Origin of the sequence: Bradyrhizobium sp. WSM1743, assembly GCF_000473065.1 — a bacterium.
Classification (GTDB): domain Bacteria; phylum Pseudomonadota; class Alphaproteobacteria; order Rhizobiales; family Xanthobacteraceae; genus Bradyrhizobium.
Genome location: NZ_AXAZ01000046.1, coordinates 1 through 22755, shown reverse-complemented (window position 1 = coordinate 22755; position 22755 = coordinate 1). Strand labels below are relative to the sequence as shown.

General features: G+C 64.8%; 20 protein-coding genes and 1 pseudogene. 13 read left to right on the top strand and 8 right to left on the bottom strand.

Annotated elements, in window-relative coordinates:
- Window positions 1-64 precede the first annotated feature (64 nt).
- From YU9_RS0124670 to YU9_RS0124645, 6 genes are all read left to right on the top strand, one after another.
- Window positions 65-1045, top strand: coding sequence for an amino acid--[acyl-carrier-protein] ligase (locus tag YU9_RS0124670; protein ID WP_027575208.1), 981 nt, complete (start codon window positions 65-67; stop codon window positions 1043-1045).
- Window positions 1046-1086: 41 nt separating this feature from the next.
- A complete protein-coding gene (locus YU9_RS0124665) occupies window positions 1087-1962 on the top strand; it encodes an acyl-CoA acyltransferase (protein WP_027575207.1) in 876 nt (291 codons plus the stop codon).
- Between the two features lie 315 nt (window positions 1963-2277).
- Complete coding sequence (locus YU9_RS0124660) at window positions 2278-5142, top strand: PAS-domain containing protein (protein WP_245266517.1); 2865 nt, start codon at window positions 2278-2280, stop codon at window positions 5140-5142.
- Window positions 5143-5346: 204 nt separating this feature from the next.
- A complete protein-coding gene (locus YU9_RS0124655; protein ID WP_027575205.1) occupies window positions 5347-6324 on the top strand; it encodes a tripartite tricarboxylate transporter substrate binding protein in 978 nt (325 codons plus the stop codon).
- Window positions 6325-6472: 148 nt separating this feature from the next.
- Complete coding sequence (locus tag YU9_RS0124650; protein WP_027575204.1) at window positions 6473-6958, top strand: tripartite tricarboxylate transporter TctB family protein; 486 nt, start codon at window positions 6473-6475, stop codon at window positions 6956-6958.
- A 4-nt stretch (window positions 6959-6962) separates the two neighbouring features.
- A complete protein-coding gene (locus tag YU9_RS0124645) occupies window positions 6963-8471 on the top strand; it encodes a tripartite tricarboxylate transporter permease (RefSeq protein WP_027575203.1) in 1509 nt (502 codons plus the stop codon).
- Window positions 8472-8577: 106 nt separating this feature from the next.
- On the opposite strand, the gene YU9_RS0124640 is transcribed toward YU9_RS0124645, so the two are convergent.
- The gene (locus tag YU9_RS0124640) at window positions 8578-10272 is read right to left on the bottom strand and encodes a GGDEF and EAL domain-containing protein (protein ID WP_027575202.1); all 1695 of its coding nucleotides are present in this window, start codon (window positions 10270-10272) and stop codon (window positions 8578-8580) included.
- A gap of 221 nt (window positions 10273-10493) precedes the next feature.
- On the opposite strand from YU9_RS0124640, the gene YU9_RS0124635 reads away from it, so the two are divergent.
- Window positions 10494-10754, top strand: coding sequence for a hypothetical protein (locus tag YU9_RS0124635; RefSeq protein WP_027575201.1), 261 nt, complete (start codon window positions 10494-10496; stop codon window positions 10752-10754).
- On the opposite strand, the gene YU9_RS0124630 is transcribed toward YU9_RS0124635, so the two are convergent.
- The 3 genes from YU9_RS0124630 to mtgA all read right to left on the bottom strand — a co-directional run bounded on the left by YU9_RS0124630 (window position 10755) and on the right by mtgA (window position 12567).
- A complete protein-coding gene (locus tag YU9_RS0124630) occupies window positions 10755-11399 on the bottom strand; it encodes a hypothetical protein (RefSeq protein ID WP_027575200.1) in 645 nt (214 codons plus the stop codon).
- Window positions 11400-11540: 141 nt separating this feature from the next.
- A complete protein-coding gene (gene rpmF / locus YU9_RS0124625) occupies window positions 11541-11723 on the bottom strand; it encodes a 50S ribosomal protein L32 (protein ID WP_007598106.1) in 183 nt (60 codons plus the stop codon).
- Between the two features lie 169 nt (window positions 11724-11892).
- Window positions 11893-12567 (bottom strand): monofunctional biosynthetic peptidoglycan transglycosylase, encoded by a 675-nt coding sequence (mtgA, locus tag YU9_RS0124620; RefSeq protein ID WP_027575199.1) that lies wholly within the window; start codon window positions 12565-12567, stop codon window positions 11893-11895.
- 162 nt (window positions 12568-12729) lie between these two features.
- Here mtgA and YU9_RS0124615 point away from each other — a divergent pair, with 162 nt between their 5' ends.
- Complete coding sequence (locus YU9_RS0124615) at window positions 12730-13653, top strand: polyprenyl synthetase family protein (RefSeq protein ID WP_027575198.1); 924 nt, start codon at window positions 12730-12732, stop codon at window positions 13651-13653.
- A gap of 174 nt (window positions 13654-13827) precedes the next feature.
- Entirely contained in the window at window positions 13828-14511 is a 684-nt protein-coding gene (locus YU9_RS0124610; protein ID WP_027575197.1) for a DUF1345 domain-containing protein, read from the top strand.
- 45 nt (window positions 14512-14556) lie between these two features.
- Here the strand turns inward: YU9_RS0124610 and YU9_RS0124605 are convergent, their stop codons facing one another.
- Together YU9_RS0124605 and YU9_RS0124600 are read right to left on the bottom strand one after the other, a co-directional pair.
- A complete protein-coding gene (locus YU9_RS0124605; protein ID WP_027575196.1) occupies window positions 14557-16374 on the bottom strand; it encodes a caspase family protein in 1818 nt (605 codons plus the stop codon).
- Window positions 16375-16529: 155 nt separating this feature from the next.
- Window positions 16530-16958 (bottom strand): GFA family protein, encoded by a 429-nt coding sequence (locus YU9_RS0124600; protein ID WP_027575195.1) that lies wholly within the window; start codon window positions 16956-16958, stop codon window positions 16530-16532.
- A 94-nt stretch (window positions 16959-17052) separates the two neighbouring features.
- On the opposite strand from YU9_RS0124600, the gene YU9_RS0124595 reads away from it, so the two are divergent.
- From YU9_RS0124595 to YU9_RS0124585, 3 genes are all read left to right on the top strand, one after another.
- Window positions 17053-17427 carry a nuclear transport factor 2 family protein gene (locus YU9_RS0124595; protein WP_027575194.1) on the top strand — a complete coding sequence of 125 codons (375 nt, stop codon included), beginning with the start codon at window positions 17053-17055 and terminating at the stop codon, window positions 17425-17427.
- A gap of 204 nt (window positions 17428-17631) precedes the next feature.
- Window positions 17632-18489 (top strand): class A beta-lactamase, encoded by an 858-nt coding sequence (gene bla / locus YU9_RS0124590; protein ID WP_027575193.1) that lies wholly within the window; start codon window positions 17632-17634, stop codon window positions 18487-18489.
- Window positions 18490-18537: 48 nt separating this feature from the next.
- On the top strand, window positions 18538-20145 hold the full coding sequence (locus YU9_RS0124585) for a Na+/H+ antiporter (RefSeq protein ID WP_027575192.1): 1608 nt from the start codon (window positions 18538-18540) through the stop codon (window positions 20143-20145).
- A 73-nt stretch (window positions 20146-20218) separates the two neighbouring features.
- Here the strand turns inward: YU9_RS0124585 and YU9_RS42400 are convergent.
- Window positions 20219-21032 (bottom strand): annotated as a pseudogene (locus YU9_RS42400) (N-acetylmuramoyl-L-alanine amidase).
- Window positions 21033-21035: 3 nt separating this feature from the next.
- Complete coding sequence (locus tag YU9_RS0124575) at window positions 21036-22373, bottom strand: Rieske 2Fe-2S domain-containing protein (RefSeq protein ID WP_027575191.1); 1338 nt, start codon at window positions 22371-22373, stop codon at window positions 21036-21038.
- Between the two features lie 169 nt (window positions 22374-22542).
- Here YU9_RS0124575 and YU9_RS0124570 point away from each other — a divergent pair.
- On the top strand, window positions 22543-22755 hold a 213-nt coding region (locus YU9_RS0124570; protein WP_027575190.1), incomplete at its 3' end, for a transposase.

Sequence of the window (22755 nt, the reverse complement as noted above, 5' to 3'; positions counted from 1 at the left end):
TCGACTGAAGTGCCTTGGCGACGGAATCAACAAGAACAATTTTGAGATAGCAGGACATCGAACCATGAACATTGCCGTCCTCCCCAATTCGCCCGATACCGCGCCGCAGATGATCGACCCGCTCGATCATCTCGCCGACAAGCTGTTCCACCGCATGGGCGCCGACGGCGTCTATGCCCGCACCGCGCTCTACGAGGGCATCGTCGAGAAGCTCGCTGCGCTGATCACCAGCCATCGCGAGACCGGCACCGAGGTGATGCGCTTCCCGCCGGTGATGAGCCGCGCCCAGCTGGAAAAATCCGGCTATCTCAAGAGCTTTCCGAACCTGCTCGGCTGCGTCTGCGGCCTGCACGGCACCGAACGCGAGATCAACGCCGCGGTGAGCCGCTTCGACGCCGGCGGCGACTGGACCTCGTCGCTCTCGCCGGCCGATCTCGTGCTGTCCCCGGCCGCCTGCTATCCCGTCTACCCGATCGCGGCGAGCCGTGGCCAATTGCCGAAGGGCGGCCTGCGCTTCGATGTCGCCGCTGACTGCTTCCGCCGCGAGCCGTCGAAACATCTCGACCGGCTGCAATCGTTCCGGATGCGCGAATATGTCTGCATCGGCACGCCCGACGACGTCGCCGATTTCCGCGAGCGCTGGATGGTGCGCGCTCAGGCGATCGCCCGCGACCTCGGCCTGACCTTCCGCGTCGACTATGCCAGCGATCCGTTCTTCGGCCGGGTCGGCCAGATGAAGGCGGTGAGCCAGAAGCAGCAGCAGCTCAAGTTCGAGCTCCTCATTCCGCTGCGCTCGGAGGAGCAGCCAACCGCCTGCATGAGCTTCAACTATCACCGCGAGCATTTCGGCACGACCTGGGGCATTCAGGACGCCAATGGCGAGCCGGCCCATACCGGCTGCGTTGCCTTCGGCATAGACCGTCTGGCCGTCGCCATGTTCCACACTCACGGCACCGATCTTTCGGCCTGGCCGGCCAAGGTACGGGACGTCCTGGGCCTGCAGCCGCATGTTGCGGCAGGCGCCCACGGCGAAGGCTGGCGCTAACGCAACTCACGAGGCAGACCATTTCCACAGGCAAGACGAGCGTGATCCATACCAAGGTTCGATGCCGCGAGATCACCGAGTCCGACGTCGATAAGATCGCGGACCTGCTGACGCGCGGCTTCGTTGGCCGTTCACGCGAATACTGGATTCAAGGCCTACGCCGGCAGGCCTTCCGACCCGTGCCGGAGGGTTATCCGCGCTTTGGCTACATGCTCGACGACGACGGCACGCCGGTCGGCGTGCTGCTCTTGATCTATACGGCACGCAAGGATGGCGAAGAGACCGCCATCCGGTGCAATTTGTCGAGCTGGTATGTCGACCCGGCCTACCGCAACTACGCCCCGCTGCTGACCAAGATCGCCCAGCGGCATAAGGACGTCACTTATTTCAACATCAGTCCGGCCCCGTGGACCTGGCCGATCATCGAGACGCAGGGCTTTCGCGCCTATTGCCGCGGCATATTCTTCTCGGTCCCTGCGCTGGCGCGCGCGCCGCGCTGGAGCGAGATCGAGGTCATCCCGCCGCACGCCAAGGAGATCCAGGGGCTTTCCGAAGTGGAGACCGAGCTCCTGACGCGGCATGCGCGCTACAATTGCCTCAGCCTCGTCTGCCGCACGCCGAAGGGAACGTTCCCCTTCATCCTGCAACCAGTGCGCATCCGCCGCGGTTTCATCGCACCGCCCGCCATGAAGCTGATCTATAGCCGGAGTGCCGCCGAATATGCCGAATGCGCCGGCCGCATCGGCCGGTTGCTGCTGCGGCTCGGCAAGATTTCGGTGGCCGTCGACGCCAACGGTCCGATTCCCGGCCTCGTCGGCATCTACACCGAGCGGCGCGGCCGCAAATATTTCAAAGGGCCGCACCGGCCGCAGCTCGCCGACCTCACCGACACGGAGCTCGTGCTGTACGGGCCGTAATTCGACCTGCAGCCAGCAGTCCAGCACCGTCATCCTGAGGTGCTCACCGCGCGCAGCGTGGTGAGCCTCGAAGGATGAACGGCCGGGATGCAGCCGGGCCGTCGTCCTTCGAGGCCTCGCTTCGCTCCGCCACCTCAGGATGACGGTGAAAGGCCGGTGGCTTGGGATTGGGCCTCACCACACACAGCTCTCTATCGTCAGTCACCCCCCGTAAACTACTGTGCTTAAGAGAATTTTCCGGCCTCTTCGCTACCCTCGGCGGCTGAAATAGGTTGCGTTAAGTCTTTTGCCTGTCGAGGTCCCGCCGAGCCCATGATGTCGACCCGCGACAACGAGCCTGGTGCACGCAGCGAGCAGGGCCCGGAAGCCCTGGTCACGCTGAGCCAGCTTGCGCTCGACCACATGGAGCAGGGCGTCTGCGTCTACGATGCCGACAACCGGATCGTTCTGGTCAACCAGCGCTACCTCTCCTTTTTCAGCATGTCGACCGACATCGTGCGGGTCGGCACGAGCTACCGTGAGGTGCTCGCGCACAGCGCAAGCCGTGGTAACTTTCCGGAAAGCGAGCTCGACGCGCTGTATTCGGCGCGGATCGCGCAGATCGCGGGGGAAAAGCCGTTCCAAACCGAGCAACGGCTGGCGAGCGGCCTCGTCATGTCGCTCGAGCTGAAGCCGCTCCCCGGCGGCGGCTGGATGACGATCTGCGATGACGTCACCCGCCTCGCCCGGCTCGAAGCGGAATTGCGCGTGCAGACCGAGCGCAGCCAGCACGCGCTCGCCAACATGTCGCACGGCCTCATCATGTACGACGCCGACGGCCGCGTGGTCGTCTGCAACGAACGGTTCCTGAAGCTCTACGACCTCGACCCTGACATCGTGAAGCCGGGTGCCTCGCATGGTACGGTAATCGAGCACTGGATGGCGCGCGGCAACCTGCCGGGCATGTCGGGCGACGATTTTTATCAGAGCCGGCTGGACGATGTGCGCACGAGGAAGCCGAAGACGCTGCTGGTGATGCGCTACGACGGACGGATGGTGCAGGCGGTCTCCCGTTTCCTGCCTGACGGCGGCTGGGTGACGGTGCACGAGGACGTCACGGAGCGGCTGCAATACGAGGAAACGCTGCGGCAGCAGAATTTCATCCTCGATGCGGCGCTGGAGAACATGGCGCACGGGCTCGCCTTCTTCGACAGCGACATGCGGCTTCGGGTCTGCAACACGACCTACCGCAAGATCTACCTGCTCTCGCCGGAGGAGACGAGGCCCGGCACGCATCTTTCCGAACTGATCGAGCGCTCGATGGCGAACGGCGCGTTCTCCTCCGAACACAGTCCGCAACAGCTGCTCGCGGCGGCGAGCGCCAGGATCGCGAACCGCGACTCATCGCCTATGCGCCGCCGCATGTCCAACGGTACCGTCATCTCGGTCCGCTACTGCGCGCTGCCCGACGGGGGCTTCGTCGCCACCTACGAGGACATTACCGAGCGCGAGCGTGCGATCGAGGACCTGAGCGAACAGTACCGCCGGTTCGACGCGGCCCTGAACAATATGAGCCAGGGTCTGTGCATGCTCGATGCGAGCCTGCACGTGATCGTCTGCAACCGCCGCTATATCGAGATGTACGGATTGTCGCCGGAGATCGTGAAGCCCGGCGTCTCGATGCGGGAGATCATGCAGCACAGCTGCGAGCTCGGCAACCATCCGAACATGACGGGCGCCAAGCTCTATGCCGACTATGTCGAACGGCTGCGCGAGGGCGAGCACACATTGCACCGGCATTTGAGCGACGGCCGCATCATCAAGCTCAATCACAAGCGGATGGAGCATGGCGGCTGGGTCGTCACCTACGAGGATGTCACCGAGCGTCACAAGGCCCAGGCTCGGGTGGCGCACATGGCGCGGCACGATTCGCTCACCGACCTGCCCAACCGCACGCTGTTCCGCGAGAAGATGGGCGAGGGACTGAACCAGGTCGCAATCGCCGGCGGCGCCATGGCGGTGCTGTGCTTCGACCTCGACAATTTCAAGACCGTCAACGACCGCCTCGGCCACGCCGCAGGCGACCGCCTGCTGCGCTGGGTCGCGGCGCGCCTGCGGGAGAATGTCGGCGAACACGACACCGTCGCGCGGCTCGGCGGTGACGAATTCGCCGTTCTCCAGCGCGGACCGCAGCCGCAATCGGCTGAGGAGCTCGCCCGCCGCCTGGTCGACATCATCGGTCATCCCCCGCCGTTGGAAGGCCAGTCGATCCATGTCGGCGTCTCCGTCGGCATCGCGATCGCGCCCGACCACGGGCTCGATGCCGACGAGCTGATGAAATGCGCCGATCTTGCGCTGTACCAGGCCAAGGCCAAGGGGCGTGGAGCCTATCAGCTGTTCGAGCCCGAGATGGAGGAACAGGCGCGCAGCCGGCACGCGCTGGAGCAGGATCTGGGCGGCGCGCTGGAAGGACGTGAATTCCACCTGGTGTTTCAACCGCAGATGCGGCTCGATTCCTCCGAGCTCACCGGCTTCGAGGCACTGCTGCGCTGGAAGCATCCCTCGCGCGGCTTCGTCTCTCCGGCCGAATTCATTCCGATTGCGGAGGAGAACGGGCTGATCGTTCCGATCGGGGAATGGGTGCTGCGCACGGCCTGCGCAGCCGCCGTGTCCTGGCCCGGCGTCACCGTCGCGGTGAACCTGTCTCCAGTGCAGTTCCGCTCCCGCGGGCTGGTGGCGATGGTCACGAGCGCGCTGGCGGAAGTCGGCCTGCCGCCGGAGCGGCTCGAGCTCGAGGTCACAGAGACGGCGCTGCTCGACGACAGCGAGGCGACCATCGACATCCTGCACCAGCTCCGCGCGTTAGGGGTGCGCGTCAGCCTCGACGATTTCGGGGTCGGCTATTCCTCGCTGAGCTACTTGCGCAAGTTTCCGTTCGACCGCATCAAGATCGACCGCTCCTTCGTCGGCACGCTCGGCGAAAGCCCTGAGAGTGTTGCCATCGTCAGAACGATCGCAAGCCTCGGCTCCGTGCTCGGCGTCGAGACCACGGCGGAAGGGGTGGAGACCGAGGAGCAACTCGATTTCGTCCGCGAATGCGGCTGCACTGCCGTCCAAGGCTATTATTTCGGCAAGCCGTGTCTCGCATCGGAGGTCGGCCGCACCATCGAGACGCTGAACATGGTCCGGCGCGTGGCCTGACGGCTTCGGCCCCTCAAATTCCGCCCCTCGGTACGCGACCAAACGACGAATTGTCGCATGTAGCCGCTCCGCCGGCGTTGCCCGACCGACTGCCGCGCGCGGTCCGCGCAATGCGCTTTTCTTCTCCCTCAATTTCAGGAACAATCGCCTCATAAGAACGAGCGACGGCGGTCCCAAAGAGGCCGCCGCGAGGGAGGCGTTTCGATGTCGGGATACGGGCTGAAGACGATCGCATTTGCCGCGGCGCACGCTGTCATGGGCGCATTGCTTTCCACTGCCGCCAGTGCGCAGGACTATCCAACCAAACCGATCACGTTGATCGTGCCATGGCCGGCCGGCGGATCGACCGATATCTCGATGCGCGCGATCGCCGACAGCGCCTCGAAGGTGCTGGGCCAGCCGATCGTGATCGACAACAAGGCCGGCGGCGGCGGCACGGTGGGACCGGCGACGATGGCGGCAGCGGCGAAGCCGGACGGCTATACCATCTCGCAGATTCCGATCACGGTGTTCCGCCTTCCGCTGATGCAGGAAGTGTCGTGGGATCCGGCGAAGGATTTCACCTACATCATCCATCTCACCGGCTACACCTTCGGTGTGACGACCAGCGCGGAGTCGCAGTTCAAGAGCTGGAAGGACGTGGTGGAGTTCGCAAAGGCGAACCCGGGCAAGGTGACCTACGCCACACCGGGCGCCGGCACCTCGCTGCATATCGGCATGGAGCAGATCGCCGCGATGTCCGGCATCAAGCTGACGCAAGTCCCTTTCAAGGGCGGGGCGGAGACCAATGCCGCAGTGCTGGGGCAGCATACCATGCTGCAGGCTGATTCCACGGGATGGCGGCCGCTGGTCGATGCCGGCAAGCTGCGGCTGCTGATGGTGTGGACCGGCGCACGCTCGCCGAACTATCCTGACGTGCCGACGCTGAAGGAACTCGGCTATCCCATGGTCTATGATTCCCCGTTCGGCATCGCCGGGCCGAAAGGAATGGATCCCAAGATCGTCGCCAAGCTGCACGATGCCTTCAAGAAGGCGGTCGAGGACCCTGCGGTCATCGCCACGCTCGCCAAATACGACATGGTCCCGAACTACAAGAACACCGAGGACTACAAGAAGTTCGTCGTCGAGGTCACGGCGTCCGAGCGCAAGGTGATCGAGACGCTCGGGCTTGCGAAGAAGTAGAGTTGTACGGCCACACATGCTGACGTCATCCTGAGGCGCGAGCCGCGTCTGCGGCTCGCCTCGAAGGATAGCTCGGGGCACCGCCGCCCTTCGAGGGCTACGCTGCGCTCCGCCACCTCAGGACGACGGCGATCCGAAAGCGCATCACATGAACGATCAAACCAATGTCAAGCTCCGCCTCAGCAACTCCGAACTCTGGGGCGGGCTGATCGGGCTCGGACTCGGCGGCTTCGTGATCTGGTCGGGCTTGAAGCTCAAGCTCGGCACCATCAACGATCCCGGCTCCGGCTACGTGCTGTTCTACACGGGCATCCTGATGTGCGTGTTCGCAGGCGCGATCATCGTCTCGGCGATCACCGAGGGCGGGCCGACGCTGGCCTCGCGCTGGGAGAACGTGCGCTGGAGCAAGCCGCTTGTCCTCATCGCCTGCCTCACCGCATTCGCCTTCGCGCTGGAGCCGCTGGGCTTCCTGCTGTCGTCGATCCCGCTGATGCTGCTGCTGTTGCGGCTGATCGATCCGGTCCGATGGACGCTGGCGATCCCGATCGCCGTGCTGGTGCCATCAGGCATGTGGTGGGTGCTCAAGCGGCTGCTGTTGATCCAGTTGCCGTCAGGCCTGTTCGGGATCGGTTGACCCCATGGATACGCTCGTCAACGTGGCACATGGATTCGGCGTCGCGCTGCTGCCGATCAACCTGCTCTACTGCTTCATCGGCGTCTTCATCGGCACGCTGGTCGGCGTGCTGCCGGGCATCGGGCCGATCTCGGCGATGTCGCTGCTGCTGCCCGTGACGCTGTCGGGAACGCCGGAATCCGGCATCATCATGATGGCCGGCATCTATTACGGCTCGATGTATGGCGGCTCAACCACGTCGATCCTGGTCAACATCCCCGGCGAGGCAGCCTCCGTCGTCACCTGCATCGACGGCCACCAGATGGCAAAGCAGGGCCGCGCGGGCCCCGCGCTCGGCATCTCAGCTTTCGGCTCCTTCGTCGCCGGCACCTTTGCGCTGGTCGCCTTGATGCTGGTCGCCCCGAAGCTTGCCAGCATCGCCATCGCCTTCGGCCCGGCCGAGTATTTCAGCCTGATGGTGCTCGGCCTCGTGGTGCTCACCTTCCTTACCCAGGGATCGATGCCGAAGGCACTGCTGATGGCCTGCATCGGCGTCGTGCTCGGACTGGTCGGGCTCGACAGCATCACCGCGCAGCCACGGCTGACCTTCGGCCGCATGGAGCTGATCGACGGCATCGGCCTCGTGCCCGTCGTGATGGGCCTGTTCGGTGTCGCCGAAGTTCTTCTCAACACCGAGCAGGCCATCAAGCGGGACATCATCAACACCAAGATCACCCATCTTCTGCCCAACAAAGAGGATTGGAAGGTGAGCGCAGGTCCGGTCGGCCGCGGCACGATCCTCGGCTTTTTCCTCGGCATCCTGCCGGGCGGCGGCGCGGTAGTGGCGTCATTTGCGTCCTACGCGCTGGAGAAGCGGCTATCGAAGACGCCAGAGCGGTTCGGACATGGCGCGATAGAAGGCGTCGCGGGGCCCGAGTCGGCGAACAACGCCGCGGCGGGCGGCGCCTTCATTCCGCTGATGACGCTCGGCATCCCGCCAAATGTGGTGATGGCGCTGCTGTTAGGGGCCTTCGTCATTCACGGCCTGCAACCGGGACCGCTGCTGATCACGCAAAACCCCGGCCTGTTCTGGGGCATCGTCGCCAGCATGTATATCGGCAATGTCATGCTGTTGATCCTGAACCTGCCGATGATCGGGATGTGGGTGCAGCTGCTCAAGCTGCCCTACAACATCCTGTTTCCCCTGATCATCCTGTTCACGATCCTGGGCGTCTACTGCTCGAGCAACAACGTGTTCGATGTCTATGTGATGATCGCGTTCGGGATCATCGGCTATTTCATGCGCAAGCTCGGCTATGAGCCGGCGCCACTGGTGCTCGCCTTCGTGCTGGGACCGATGATGGAGAACAACCTGCGCAAGTCGCTGATTCTGTCGCAGGGCGATCTCTGGACCTTCGTGCAGCGGCCGATCTCGGGGGCATGTCTTGTGCTCGCGCTGGTGCTGCTGACCGCGCCGCTGCAGCCGTCACTGCGCAAGAAGCGCGAGCTGGTGGCGCTGGATGAGGGGGCGTGAGGAGATCTCGTAGGGTGGGCAAAGGCCCGCTTGCGCCGTGCCCGCCACCTTTCCAACGACACAGCACGATGGTGGGCACGCTTCGCTTTGCCCACCCTACGGCTTCTCAGCTTGCCGCAGGCAGCGCGCTATCCGTTGAAGTCCCCCACGGCCGTTCGGCCGACGCCAGCCCGATCAGGCGCCCCTGGATGTAATCGCACCCCCAGTCGCGCAGCATGTTTGCGGCCTCTTCATCCTGCACCCATTCGGCGACGGTCTTGATGTCGAGGCGGCGGGCGAGGTCGATCAGGGTCTGCACGAAGGCGCGGTCGTCGGCGGAATGGGTGATGTTCTGCACGAAGGCGCCGTCGATCTTCACTATATCCACGCCGAGCTTGCGCAGGTTTCGGAACGAAGTGTAGCCGGCGCCGAAATCGTCGATGGCGATGCGGCTGCCGAAATGCTTGAGGCGGCTGACGAAGGCGCGAACGTCGTCGATGTCCTGGATCGCGACCGTCTCGGTGATCTCGACGATCAGCCGCGCGGCGACACCGGGATGAGCCAGCATCAGCGATTCGATTCCCGCCCACCAGTCCGGATCCATCGTCGTATCAGGCGAGATGTTGAGACTGAGGCAGATGTCAGGCGCGGCCGCGAGCTCGGCGACCACAAGCTCGAGCACGCGATGGTCGACCAGACGAATCAGGCCGAGCCGCTCGGCGACCGGCACGATGTCGGGCGCGAGCAGCACCTGGCCATCGCCCTGGTCCATCCGCACCAGGCATTCGTGGAATGCGCCCTCGCGCGAGGCGGCCGAGACCACCGGCTCATAGGCAAGCTTGATGCGGCGCTCGTTGAGCGCAGTGACGATCTCGTCGGTGACGCGGATGTTGACGCGGCGCTGTGCGTCGCGCGCGGCATCGGGGCGCCACGCCGCGAACGAGCCGGCGCGGCGGCGCTTGGCGGCATCCAGCGTCTCATGGGCGCGGTTGACGGCCTCGTCCGTGTTGCGGGCATAGCGCGGCAGGCTGACCGCGCCGATGGACGCGGTGACCGAGACCGGGCCTGATTTCGTCGGCACCACCTCGTCGCGGATGCCGGCGAGGAAGCGCTCCGCGGCGACGTTCATGTCGTCGACAGTACAGTTCTTCAGGATCAGCCCGAACTTGTTGCCGGAGAAGCGCCCGAGCACGTCGCCGCCGCGCAGGCGCGAGCGAATGCGCTTGGCAATGTCGAGGATCACGGCATCGGCAACGTCGAAGCCGAAGGCATCGTTGACGCGGGCGAGATGATCGATACCGACCAGCATGAAGGCCGCAGTCGAGCGGAAGCGAGTGGTCTCCTCGATCGTCTCGGCGAGTGCCGCGATCAGATGCGCGCGGTTGAGCTCGCCGGTCAGCGGATCGAGACGCGCCAGCTTCGTCAGCTCCTCGTCGCGGGCGTGACGTTCATTGTTGATGCGGACGGAGCCGATCGCGCGCACGGGGCGGCCGTCGGGACCCGCGAACCAGCGGCCGGTCTCCTCGATCCAGATCACGGGATCGCCGGCGCTCATGCGCACCCCATACTCGACGCGATACGGCGTGCCATCGGCGCCGTGCACGGCGGAGGTTTGCGCCAGAGCTGCGGTCCGCAGCGTTTGCGCGGGCTCGATCAGTTTGGCGAATTCGGCGCCGGTCGCGAGTCGCTCGGCGGGGATGCCGGGAAAGATGCTGGCGACCTGCTCACCCCAGACGATGGCATCGCTGGCGATGTCCCAGGCGAACACGGCCTGACCGAGCGCGGCAAGGATGTCGGAGGCTTGCGGCAATGCGGGGGTCAAAATCGCCTCGTTTTGGCACAATGGAGAAGTCCTGAGCCGGCCCAGAATAGAGCCAGATTCGCCCTCGACCCTAGGCAAAGTTGATAAACAATTTGGAAACCACGTTTCCCCGGCGCAGGGAACCAAACCGGCCCGGCCGGCATAGGCCTTGCGAGTACAGGACTCGCACCGGCGCCCGCGTCTCGAAACGCGACAGTCTCGCCGGATCAATGGTGATTGCGATGTTGAGTACGGATCGATCGGACGCGGCGGACAACGGCACAGGCACGGCCCTGGTGCCGCTGATGCCGACGTTGCAATGGGTTCACAAGGCACCGCTGCCGCGCCCCGATCCGAGCTTCGTCACCCAGCTCATCGCCAATGCCGAATATCTGTCCCAGACCACCCGGCTCCGCCGCGCCTCTTCCGAAGATGCGCGGACGGCCTATGGCAGCAAGCGGCCACTGGGAAGCGTCGCCGCGCGGACGCGGCAGGTGGCTTGATCAGCGCGGCGGTGCATCAGGCGAGGATGGCGTGCCGTTGCCCGGCTGAAGATGCGGCGAGGGAATTTCCGGCGAGGGTGCGCCCTGCACCGGCTTTGGCGCCGGATGATCCATCAGCACGGATTCGGCGACGGATTGCGCCGAGGGGGCGGGCGGCGCCGGCTGCGGCGCAATCACCGGCTCGAACTTGGATGCGGCCTCCGCATCATCCGCAGGCGCGTCGGCCTTGCGCTTGGCCTTGCGTGGCGCCGGCACCGTGGTCTCGGCGACATAGGTGACGCGGCGGCGCGTGCGCTGGGCAATGCCGCCGAGGAAGTCGGCCATCGCCAGCAGCACCAGCAGGAAAAAGGTGGAGTTGCCGAATTTGGGCCACATCACGAATTCGGCGGCAGCGGCACCGAACACAATCAGCGACAGCAAGTGATCCATCAGGAATTTCGAGCCCGGTCGCGCGCCCTTGACCACCTCGAGCAGCAGCAGCACCACGCCGAGCGCGAGCAGGAGATCGGCGAGCGTGACCGGCCAAGCCTCGCCCGTGATCATCGGCACCTTGAACAGCACATCCGAGAAGGACACGCTGGGCATCAGGAACGCGATGATGTTGTAGACCGCGAGCGGAATCAGGAGCAGCGGGAAACCGACCATCGGCGAGATGCCTTCTCGATCAAGATATCCGGACAGAACAATGCAGCGGCGAAGCATTTGCTCCGCCGCCGTCACCGTCTATCTCATGGGTTGGCCGAAATCAGGAGGGTCTGATCTCCCGCCTGAGGAAAGGTCCTGCCTTCAGGACTCTTTCTTCTTCAGGACCTGGCGGCCCTTGTACATGCCGGTCTTGAGGTCGAGATGATGCGGACGACGGAGCTCGCCGGAGTCCTTGTCTTCCACATAGGTCGGCTTCTTGATGGCGTCTGCCGAGCGGCGCATGCCACGGCGCGACGGCGAGGTTTTTCTTCTCGGAACGGCCATTTCAATATCCTCTAGGGATTGGTGTCATCAGGGCATCGTCCGCGAAGGGACGGCTCAGCACCCGCAATACGAGGCGAGCTGAATGCCGATCAAGGCCGCGCTTATAGAGGAAGGCTGGCCGTAAAGCTAGGCTCTTGGGCCGGAAAATACGCCCGGAATGGGCCCAAAATCAGCGATTTTCGCGCCAACAGGTCGCAAGCGAGCTCGCCTGCCCCCGCGCCATATAGGTGGCCGCCAGCCGCCTGACGCCTGGACCGGGGGTCCGGGCGCTGCGTCTGACCGGATTCGGCAGGATCGAGGCCAGAAGCGCGGCCTCCCGGGGGGAGAGGTTTTCGGCCGATTTGCCGAAGGCAAAGACGCTGGCCGCCTCCACCCCAAACTGCCCCTGCGGGCCGAGCTCGGCGACGTTGAGGTAAATTTCGAGAATCCGCGGCTTGGGCAGAACGAGGTCAATCCACAGTGCCAGCGGGAATTCCAGCGCCTTGCGGATGAAATCGCGCCCCTGCCACAGGAACAGGTTTTTCGCGACCTGCTGGGTGATGGTGGAGGCGCCCCGGAAGGCAGTGCCGTCCTCCCTCGCGTCGTCGATCGCCTCGCGCAGGGCGCCCCAATCGATGCCGTGGTGCTTGCAGAAATGGGCGTCCTCGGCTGCCACCACCGCACGCGGCAGATAGGGCGACATATCAGCCAGATCGATCCACTCCCGCTGCATCGGCGCGCCCCGCAGCGAACGCCAGGCCATCAGCGTCGAAACAGGGTGGCCGGTGCGGTAGAACGGCGCGATCACATAGGGTGCGAGAACTGCAACCGCGAGCACCACCAGCAGGATTTTGACGATGCGCAAATCGACCTTTCCGGCGCAAACTGAAGAGCAGCCACGGGCTGGAGCATTAAGTCCGTGATAATTCGGGCCTTTTCCAGCACTTTTTAGGCCTTCCAAACGATTGACTGGGGCGGGCGCATAAAGGATTGTCCCGCCGAATTTTTGGTTCTGGAGCCCCTCTTGATGACCGGCACGTCCCCGTCCGATTTCGCCAAACGTCTGGACAAGACCGCTGATGACACCGAAGCCCTGCTCGGGCGCCTGCTGTCGGACGACATCCTGCACGACGAAATCGCCCGGCCCAAGCGACTGATGGACGCAATGCGCTATTCGAGCCTGAACGGCGGCAAGCGCCTGCGACCCTTCCTGGTGGCCGAGAGCGCCGCCGTGTTCGGCGTGCCGCGCGAGGCGGCCCTGCTCGTGGGCGCTGCGCTCGAATGCATCCATTGCTACTCGCTGATCCACGACGATCTGCCGGCGATGGACAATTCGGACCTGCGCCGCGGCCGCCCCACCCTGCACAAGCAGACCGACGACGCCACCGCGATCCTCGCCGGCGACGGCCTCTTGACGCTCGCGTTCGACATCGTCACTCGCGACGAGATCCATCGCGATGCCAATGTGCGGCTGTTGCTGACGCGTGCGCTGGCGCGCTGCGCCGGCATCGGCGGCATGGTCGGCGGCCAGATCCTCGACCTCGCCGGCGAAGGCCGCTTTGGCGGCAACGAGCCGATCGACGTCGCCCGTATTCAGCAGATGAAAACCGGCGCGCTCTTGCGCTACGGCTGCATCGCCGGCGCGATCCTCGGCCAGGCCTCAAGTGCGGAATATCAGGCGCTCGACGATTACGGCCGCGCGCTCGGCGAGGCCTTCCAGATCGCAGACGATCTGCTCGACGTCGAAGGCGATGCCGCCGCGCTCGGCAAGCCCTCCGGCCAGGACGCGGTTCTCGGCAAGACCACCTTCGTCACCCAACTCGGCATCGAAGGCGCCAAGCAGCGCGTGGGCGACCTGCTCGCGCGGGCCGACAGCGCCGTGTCGATCTTCGGCGATCGCGCCGCCGTGCTGCAAGCCGCCGCGCGCTTCGTCGCCGAGAGGAAGAACTGACGTAGGGTTTTCACCTCTCCCGCAAGCTTGCGGGAGAGGTCGCGCCGAAGGCGCAGGTGAGGGCTCCCTCCTCTCGGGGGTCCTCGCTTGTGGAGGCACCCTCTCCCCCGCCCTCCCGCAAGCGGGGGAGGGAGCGCACCTCCGATGCCGCTCAGGCCTCACCGGACGATCCGCATGGACAAAGAAGATCCCGTCCTCGTCCGCTTCCGCCAGATGTCGCGGCCGATGCGGCTGATCTATGCGCGGCCGCGGACTTTCATCGCGCTCGCCGTCGGCATCCTCGTCTGCTTGTTGCTGCCGGGCTCGCTTCGGCTGGTCACGCGCCTCCTGCTCGGCTGGGATGCGCTGATCACTGTTTATCTCGTGCTGGTCTATGCGATGATGCTGTGCAACGACCACCAGCACATCCGCCGCGCCGCCGCGATGCAGGACGACGGCCGCTTCGTGATCCTGCTGGTGACGGCCACCGGCGCCTTCGCCAGCATTGCGGCGATTGTCTCCGAGCTCGGCACGCCGCGTCGCGGGGTGCTGGACTTGACCATCGCGATCACCACCATCGCGCTGTCATGGGCCGCCGTGCACACGACCTTCGCGCTGCATTACGCGCATGATTATTATCGGCACGGTACGGCAGGTGGCCTTCAGTTTCCGAGCGGCGACAAGGAAGACCACGCCGACTACTGGGATTTCGTCTATTTCTCGTTCGTGATCGGCATGACCGCGCAGGTCTCCGACGTCGGCATCACCGACAAGACGATCCGCCGCACGGCCACGGCGCATGGGATCGTGTCGTTCATCTACAACACGGCCTTGCTGGCGCTGACGGTCAATATCGCCGCGAGCGCGATTGCGACCTGATGTCGTCCCGGCGGTCCGGACGACGATCTCGATCAGGCACGGCCTTCAACGACACACCTCTGCATTCGCGTCATTGCCGGGGCCGCCGCCGCCGCGATATTCCAGGTGGCAACCGCGGCTGACGGGGCGACAGCCCGCGCTATTGCAGAAGACCTGCCCACCAGCGGTGGGGCGGCCTGTACCAGCGGCAGGAGCAATGCCGGCGGCGGCACCATATCCGCTCACTGCTCCGGCAGCAGCGCCACCGGCCTGACGACGCTGCCGTACAGGACGTTCGTCACTGTCGTCGCGCTTCGCGGTCGCAGGCTTGGCTGGCCTGGCGACACGCTGCTTCTCGCATTCATTGTCGTCGTTGACCGCATAGCCCTCGCGGCAGACGATCCTGGTGCATTTGTCGCCATCGGCCTTGAAGCCGTGCTCACAGACCAGCGGACAGACGCGCGACGGTCTTGACTTGACCGCATCGAGCGCGTCGGTGCTCGCGACCTTCACGTCGAGCTTGGTGCCGGCATAGCGGTTGAACTGCGACAGCGATCGCTGCGAGGATGTATTCCAATTGCCGTCGGCCTGCCCGGAGAAACACCCGACGCGGCCGAGCTCGGTCTGCACCGAGCGGTTGAGATCTGCCGGCGCCGTCGCCGGAGTCAGCGAGGCGACGTTGGTGCCGGCGGCGCTCGTCGTGCTGGCCGGCGCAGTGCTAGGTGCCGTGGCGGCGAGATTGACGCGCTGCTGCTCGGCGGCGGCCGCCTGCTGCTGCGCCTGCTCCTTGGCCTTCTGCGCGGCAAGCTGCGCCTGCTCGGCGGCCTTTGCATCGGCCGCGGCCTTGACCTGCGCATCCTTCTGCGCGCCGAGCGCGGCAAGACGATCGCGTTCGGCCTCGGCCTGCTTCGCCTTTTCGATCGCCGCGGCATGGGCCTGCTCGGCCTGGATCTTGTCGATCTGGAGCTTGGCGAGGTTCGCATAGAAGCCGTCAGGATGCTGGGCGAGGAAGGCTTCCCAGGCCGCCCTGTTGCCGACCTGGAGCGCGAGCTCGTAGTCGCGGCGCATGTCGGCCTGCGGGTTCGCCACAGGCGCCACGGCCGCCACCTTGACTGGCACCAGCGGCACGTCCTCGCCGCCGAGCGAACCGTAGACGAACGGCTCCTGCTTGTTGCCGGTCGATTTGAGCACGTCGTCACGCACGAAGCCGAAGGCGCGGCGCACGTCGAGCCCCGGCGTCGTCAGATGCTTCGACAGCGCAACCGTGAACGGGCTGTTGGCACCGTCGCCGTCCTGCGCCGTGAAACCGGCTTTGGCCGAATAGGCAATCAGCGTGTTGGGGCTCGTCGGCTCGACCTGAGCGAGACCGCGGCCGATGCCGCGCGAGGCAATCGTGCGCTTCATCCTCTTGCCGAACGGATTGTCGCGGCAGGCATCCAGGATCACCAGACGAAGCTGCTTGGCAGGCTCGACCGCGACCAGGACACGGTCGAGGGACAGTGCTTCGTCGTAGACGTCGGTGTCGCGCTCGAGCTTGGCATCCACCGGGATCAGATAGTTCGAGCCCTCGACCTCGATGCCGTGGCCGGCGTAGTAGACCACGGCGATATCGGCATCGCGGGTCGCGTCGGCGAAGTCGCGCAGCACGCGCCGCGTGTCCAGCGCCGACAGATCGTGCCGGGACTCGACGACGTCGAAGCCGGCCTCCTTCAGCGTCCTCGCCATCACCGCCCCGTCATTGACCGGGTTGGCGAGCGAGGGCGCGTGCTGATAGGCCGAATTGGCGAGCACCAGCGCGACGCGCTTTCCGGCAAAAGCGGGCCCGGCGCTGAATAGCAGGCCGAGGGCGACGAAAAGCGGACAAAGCCTGAGCAAACTGCGCATGACACGACTTCCGATAGTTTGGCACCGCTTTAGCGGGATCGAACACCAGCGGCTGTGACGGAGGTCACGAAGGCGGCGTCCGACGACAGAACGAACGTCCCCTCTGGTTTGTCGCGCCAGCGCGGCGGGGGTTCGCCCCAGTGGCCCGGGTTCCCCTAGGGGTCACCGACGTGCCCCCGATATTGCGGCAGATTGTCCGTAATTTCGTGCCAGGGCGCCTTCGAGCCCACAAAAATGTGCGCGCTCGGCCGGATCGAGGGGGTATCGACCAGGGTTCCCATGGCGACATGGACCCATTGTCCTTCACGGACCCGGGAATAAAGCAGCGAGCCGCAGCGGGCGCAGTGGGCGTCATGGGTGGTGTCGTCCCCGTAGATCATGCGCTGGTCATCGCCCCGTACGATGCGAAGCTTGTCCTGCGGAATGCCGGCGAACGGCTTGAACGCGGCGCCGGTGGTGCGACGGCAGTTCGAGCAGTGGCAGTTCATCGCATAGGAGAACGCATCCGCCACTTCAAAGCGCACAGCGCGGCAATAGCATTCGCCGATCAAGATACGGGCGTTCGAATTTTCTGATGCAGTCATGGCGACGCCTTCTTGCAAATGGCTGACACACCCATAGCGCATTTTGATGTCCACGACTAAGTTCACCCGAAGCCATCATGCAAAGGAATGACCCATGAGCCAGGACCGGTCGAGCGTCGAAGCCGTCGTGCAATCCTACTTTGACGGACTCTATGAGGGCGACGCCGACAAGCTCGGCGCCATCTTCCATCCCTCCGCCGATCTGCGCTGGGTCGAGAAGGGCGAGCTCCAGGTTCTGACGGTGTCCGACTGGCTCGACCGCGTCCGCAAGCGCGCCTCGGCCAAAGCCGAAGGCAAGCCGCGCGAGGATTTCATCGTCACCATCGACCGCTCCGACGACAAGACCGCCTTCGTCAAGGTGCGCTGCCAGCTGCCGCCGCGCTATTTCACCGACTATCTGGTGGCGATGAAGCTCGCCGACGGCTGGCAGATCGTGTCGAAATCGTACCGGTACGACCTGAGGGAGTGAGCAAGCTTCAACCTCCCGCTGCCCATTATGTCTGCCACGCTCGCTTCCCATTCTCCGTCATTGCGAGGAGCCCTTGCGACGAAGCAATCCAGAATCCCTGATGAGGAGGCGGACTGGATTGCTTCGTCGGCTTCGCTCCTCGCAATGACGACGCGGATGCAGCATCCGCTACATTTCCCGCCTCCACTCACCTGAAAGTCTGCCATGCTTCTCGACCGCCGTTCCCTGCTCGCCTCACTCTGCTGGATGGCCGCCTCTCCCGTGCTGGCCGCAGAGGCGCCGCCAGAGCTCGAAACCTATGAACGTGAAAGCGGCGGGCGGATCGGAGTCTATGCGGAAAATCTGACCACCGGCGCAAAGCTCGCCTGGCGCGCCGACGAGCGGTTTGTGATGTGCTCGACATTCAAGGCTTCGCTGGCGGCCTGTGTGCTGGGGCGGGTCGATCGCGGTGAGGAGCAACTGGCGGCTATGATCCCTTATAGCCAGGCGGATCTGCTGGAATACGCACCGGTGGCGAGGGAAAACCTCGCGGCCGGCAAGATGTCGGTCGGCGAGATGTGCAAGGCCATCGTCGAGCTCAGTGACAACACCTGCGCCAATCTGCTGCTGACGCGGATCGGCGGGCCGGCCGCGTTGACTGCATTCTGGCGGTCGCTTGGCGACACCACCTCGCGGCTCGATCACAACGAGCCCGAGCTCAACCGCTCTCCGCCGGGTGATCCCCGGGACACCACGACGCCGGCGGCGATGGCAGGAAATTTGCGGCGGCTGGTGACGGGCGAGGCATTGTCGCCGGCATCACGCGCGCAGCTCACCGAATGGATGGTGAACTGCAAGACCGGTGCAAAACGGCTGCGCGGCGGATTGCCCGCAGGCTGGAAGATCGGCGACAAGACCGGCTACAACGGCAAGGACGCAGCAGGCGACATCGCAGTGGCCTGGCCGAAGCCCGACACGCCGGTTCTGATCACGGCCTACGTCCAAGGCGGCACGCCGACCCCGGCGCAGATCGCGGCCGTGTTTGCCCGCATCGGACACATGGTGGCGGAGCGGCTGGCGTAAGGTCCACGCATTGACCTCCTGGCCGCTTCCGGGTCAAGTCAGACCACCATGGAAGCGAAATTTCAGACTTTTCTCATCTTGCTCGCCGTGCTGGCAGGCACCGCACTTGCTGCGCGCCGCTTCAACATCGCGCCTGCCATTCTGCTGATGCTCTCCGGCGTCGGCCTCGCTTTCGTGCCGGGCATGCCCCCGGTGGAACTGCCACCAGAGCTGGTGCTCCTCATGGTGCTGCCGCCGCTGATCTACTCGGCGAGCGTCGCCATGAGCTGGCGCGAGTTCAAGAACAATCTGCGTCCGATCGTGCTGCTCGCGGTCGGCGCGGTGATCTTCACCACGGCGATGGTGGCGGCCGCCACGCACTACATCATCGGCCTGCCCTGGACCATCGGCTTCCTGCTCGGGGCTATCGTTGCGCCACCCGACGTGGTGGCGCCGCTCGCGATCGCGCGCCGGCTCAACATGCCGCGGCGACTCCTGGTCATCCTCGAGGGCGAAGGACTGGCCAATGATGCCACTGCGCTGATCCTCTACCGCTTCGCGCTCGCGGCGATCATGGTCGGGAGTTTTTCGCTGCCGCTCGCGGCCGGCGAGTTCCTCCTCATCGTCGCCAGCGAGATCGCCTTCGGTATCGGCGTCGGCTGGCTCTCCTTACGATTCCGCAAATGGTCCGGGGATCCGCAGGTCGAGCTGACGCTGTCGCTGATCACACCCTACGTCTCCTACTGGCTGCCCGAACACGTCGGCGGCTCCGGCGTGATCGCGACGGTCGCCTGCGGCCTCTATGTGAGCTGGAACGGGCCGTTGCTGATCTCGTCGGCGACGCGCCTGCAAGGCATCTTCTTCTGGGACCTCGTGATCTACCTGATCGAAGGCATGCTGTTCCTGCTCACCGGCTTCCAGATGCGCGCGCTCTACGAGAAATCGAAGGCCTTCCCGCTCGACGACATTCTCATCGCGACTGCGGTGGTGCTGGTCATCGTCGTGATCGCGCGCTTCGCCTGGCTCTATCCCGCGACCTATCTGCCGCGCGTGTTCTCCAAGTCGCTACGCATGCGCGACCCGTCGCCGCCATGGCAATGGCCGTTCGTGCTCGCCTTCACCGGCGTGCGTGGCGCCGTGTCGCTGGCGGCCGCGCTGGCGCTGCCGTTCACGCTGCCTGATGGCGAGGCCTTTCCGTCTCGCGACCTGATCCTGTTCGTCGCCTTCGGTGTCATCTTCGTCACGCTGATCGGCGTCGGCCTGACGTTGCCGCCGGTCGTGCGCTGGCTCGGCGTCGCCGAAGCCGGCCGCCACGAGCATGCCGCCGCGCACGAAGCCGAGATCGCCGCCCGCCGCCAAGCGCTCGATGCCGCACTGGAATCACTCGACGCGCTGACAGCGCAGAAGGACGTGTCCGAAGAAGTGATGCGGCTGCTGCGCGCTCGCCACGAGATCCGCCTCAACCAGTTGCCGGATTCGCTCGATCCCAACCACCACGACGTCTCAGCCGCCGGTATCGCGCTGACCCGCGACCTGATCGCCGCCGAAAGAAAGTTCATCCACAACCTCCTGCGCGACGGCCAGATCACCGACGAGACGCGACGGCGGATCGAGCGCGATTTGGATCTGGAGGAGGCCAGTCTGGCCAACCGGGAGTATCGGGGCGGACCGCTGTAGCTTCTCGTCATTGCGAGCCACCAGGGCCGCGCCCGGTGGCTCGCAATGACGGCTGATGAACCGGCAGAGTCAACTACCGCCTCTCGCAAAACTCTCTCATCGCAGCCGCGACGGCTCCCGCGACGACCTCCTGCCGCTCCGGCGAGTTCATCTCCATTTCCTCGTCGCGATTGATGATCGAGCCCGCCTCGAGCAGCACGGCGGCGCTCCGCGTCCGCGACAGCACGACGAGGCCGTCATAGCGATAGACCCCGACATCCCTGTCGAGCAGCTGGTGCCGATAGCGGCCCATCACCGGCAGGGTGTATTGGCTGGCATAGTGCAGGCCCTGCTCCTTCAGCTGCTTGCCGATGATCCGGGCCAGCATCAGGCTGGTGGCGAAGTGCGGATTCTGCCGCGACACGAACAGCGAGTGACCCGAGAAACGGTCGCTGAAATAACTCTTTGCGCCGTCGAACTCCCAGGTTTCGAGCAGCTTGTCCGGCACCGAAATCATGATGGACCGACAGGAACAGATCGGCGCGGCCTTCGCTCGCGGCACTGATGCGCTTGAACAGGCTCGGCCGCGCCTTGCCGTCCGTGACGAGCAGACGGGTTGCGGCGAAGCCTTCTGACTTGAGCCTCGTCGTGATCAATCTGGCGAGACGGAAGTTGAAGCCGAACTCCGGATCATTGCGCGCGCTCAGCGCGCCGTAGGAGTCCGGGGTGTGACCGACATCCACGACGATCCGGAATTTCGGCATCTCACATTTGGCCGGTGACAGCTGCTTGGCATTGGGTCTCGCAGTCTTTCGCGCGGCAACGGCCTCGCTGCTGCCAACAGTCGCAAGCGGCGACAGCAAGATCGACGCAACCAGCCCGACGATGACGCTTCGCGACCGCCCCAAGCGCTACTCCGCTGCTGCGATCCTGGGACGACCGACGAAGCCGGCAACGTCGCCGAACCGTTCCAGCATCACGGCCGGCAGGTCCTTGGCCTTGCTGGTGACGCAGGCGCCGGAGCGCACTGCATAGCGGTCCTGATGCGCAGCCTGCGGCGGCGGCTCGCCGCGCTGGAGCGCCCGCGCCAGATCCATCACGACTTTCCGGAAATGCATGATGCCGAGATCGGTCGGCCCGAGATGCTCGCGCGTCCGGTCGGCGATCGGGCCCTGGCTGTCCTGCACAGCCGCGTCCTGCTCGGACACGCCCTTGATCCCGGTGTAGCTCCTGGTCTTCTGGAGCTTGCGGTCGATCATGTAATCGTTGCCCTTATGGCGTAGCGGCACATAATTGTCGTCGACCTCCGCGATCACGCCATTACCGTAGTCGTAAGCGTCACGCTCGGCTTGCGTCAGCGGTCGTTCCGGATTCCAGGCATAGGTGTAGATCCAGCAATTGGTGTCGGTCACGGGCACGAAGGTCTGGCCAAAAATGTTCTCGCCCGGCATCGCGCTCGGCGCATAGGCATGGAACGGCAGCAGGAATTGCGCGATGCGCCAGTAGATGTTGTCGCCGCCGGTGAGGCGCCCCCCCGCGATCGTCAGCCCTGCCTCATGCGCACTGACCTTGATGACCGGGCGCGGATCCTCTGCGATCCAGCGCATGTGGTCGTTATTCATGCGCGCGAGCGGATTCACGAAGTGCTTCTTGATATCCAGAATCTCGTTCTCCTCCTTGTCGAAGGAGAGATGGGCGAAGGTGAAATGCGCGGTGTCGATCGAGCCTTCCAGCGCCTGCACCCAGTTGCAGTCCTGCCATTTCTTGCTGACGTAGCGATGCGAGGCCGGCAGCAGTGCCATTTCGAGGTCGGGCAGCTCGGGCATGACGTCAGCGGGACCCATATAGGCCCAGATCATCTCGCCCCATTCACGCACCGGATAGGATTTGATGCGGATAAAATCCTTGGCGTTGAGATCGGGATAGGAGGTCGGCATGTCCAGACAGCGCCCGTCGGTGTCGAACTTCCAGCCGTGATAGACGCAGCGGATGCCGCATTCCTCAACGCGCCCGAGCCAGAGATTGGCGCCGCGATGCGGACAATACTGGTCGATGACGCCAACGACGCCGCGGGAGTCACGGAAGGCGAGCAGCTCCTCGCCGAGCACGATGATCTTCTTCGGCTCGCCGTCAGGCTCGGGGAGCTCCTCAGACAGCAGCACGGGAATCCAGAAGCGGCGCAACAGCTCGCCCATTCCCGTTCCGGGGCCGGACTCGGTGAGGAATTTGTTGTCCTCGGCGCGGAGCATGGCTGATCCTCCCGAATATTTTCGCGAAGATTGGCGCGAGAGTGAGAGGAGGTCAACGCAAGAACGGTTTCGTAGGGTGGGTTAGTCTTACTGAGTCATCCGGCCGCAGCCGTTGAGGCTGAGAATCAAGTATTTGTAGGGATTCAATGTTTGGCGCGCGGAGGGCCAGATGAATCTCGATCAAGGCGGAGACAGCAAAACCCGGTTTGCGGAGTATGTGGCGGGGCTTGGTAGCGTGATCGGTCACGCGGAGCGGACGAGACCGCTGCGCGATTATTGCACTGGCCTGATGTTGCCGGGTGATCGCAAGAGCGTCGAGCCAATGGCGGCGCGGACGGCTCCGGCGCGCACGGCGGCACAGCACCAGTCGTTGCTGCATTTT

Coding starts and splice junctions, on each gene's coding strand:
- YU9_RS0124630 (WP_027575200.1), bottom strand. CDS start 11,399: ATGGTCGGTTTCCCGCTGCTCCTGATTCCGCTCGCGGTCTACAACATC.
- YU9_RS0124585 (WP_027575192.1), top strand. CDS start 18,538: ATGGAAGCGAAATTTCAGACTTTTCTCATCTTGCTCGCCGTGCTGGCA.
- bla (WP_027575193.1), top strand. CDS start 17,632: ATGCTTCTCGACCGCCGTTCCCTGCTCGCCTCACTCTGCTGGATGGCC.
- YU9_RS0124635 (WP_027575201.1), top strand. CDS start 10,494: ATGTTGAGTACGGATCGATCGGACGCGGCGGACAACGGCACAGGCACG.
- YU9_RS0124655 (WP_027575205.1), top strand. CDS start 5,347: ATGTCGGGATACGGGCTGAAGACGATCGCATTTGCCGCGGCGCACGCT.
- YU9_RS0124610 (WP_027575197.1), top strand. CDS start 13,828: ATGGACAAAGAAGATCCCGTCCTCGTCCGCTTCCGCCAGATGTCGCGG.
- YU9_RS0124660 (WP_245266517.1), top strand. CDS start 2,278: ATGTCGACCCGCGACAACGAGCCTGGTGCACGCAGCGAGCAGGGCCCG.
- YU9_RS0124600 (WP_027575195.1), bottom strand. CDS start 16,958: ATGACTGCATCAGAAAATTCGAACGCCCGTATCTTGATCGGCGAATGC.
- YU9_RS0124645 (WP_027575203.1), top strand. CDS start 6,963: ATGGATACGCTCGTCAACGTGGCACATGGATTCGGCGTCGCGCTGCTG.
- YU9_RS0124670 (WP_027575208.1), top strand. CDS start 65: ATGAACATTGCCGTCCTCCCCAATTCGCCCGATACCGCGCCGCAGATG.
- rpmF (WP_007598106.1), bottom strand. CDS start 11,723: ATGGCCGTTCCGAGAAGAAAAACCTCGCCGTCGCGCCGTGGCATGCGC.
- YU9_RS0124615 (WP_027575198.1), top strand. CDS start 12,730: ATGACCGGCACGTCCCCGTCCGATTTCGCCAAACGTCTGGACAAGACC.
- YU9_RS0124650 (WP_027575204.1), top strand. CDS start 6,473: ATGAACGATCAAACCAATGTCAAGCTCCGCCTCAGCAACTCCGAACTC.
- YU9_RS0124575 (WP_027575191.1), bottom strand. CDS start 22,373: ATGCTCCGCGCCGAGGACAACAAATTCCTCACCGAGTCCGGCCCCGGA.
- YU9_RS0124595 (WP_027575194.1), top strand. CDS start 17,053: ATGAGCCAGGACCGGTCGAGCGTCGAAGCCGTCGTGCAATCCTACTTT.
- YU9_RS0124605 (WP_027575196.1), bottom strand. CDS start 16,374: ATGCGCAGTTTGCTCAGGCTTTGTCCGCTTTTCGTCGCCCTCGGCCTG.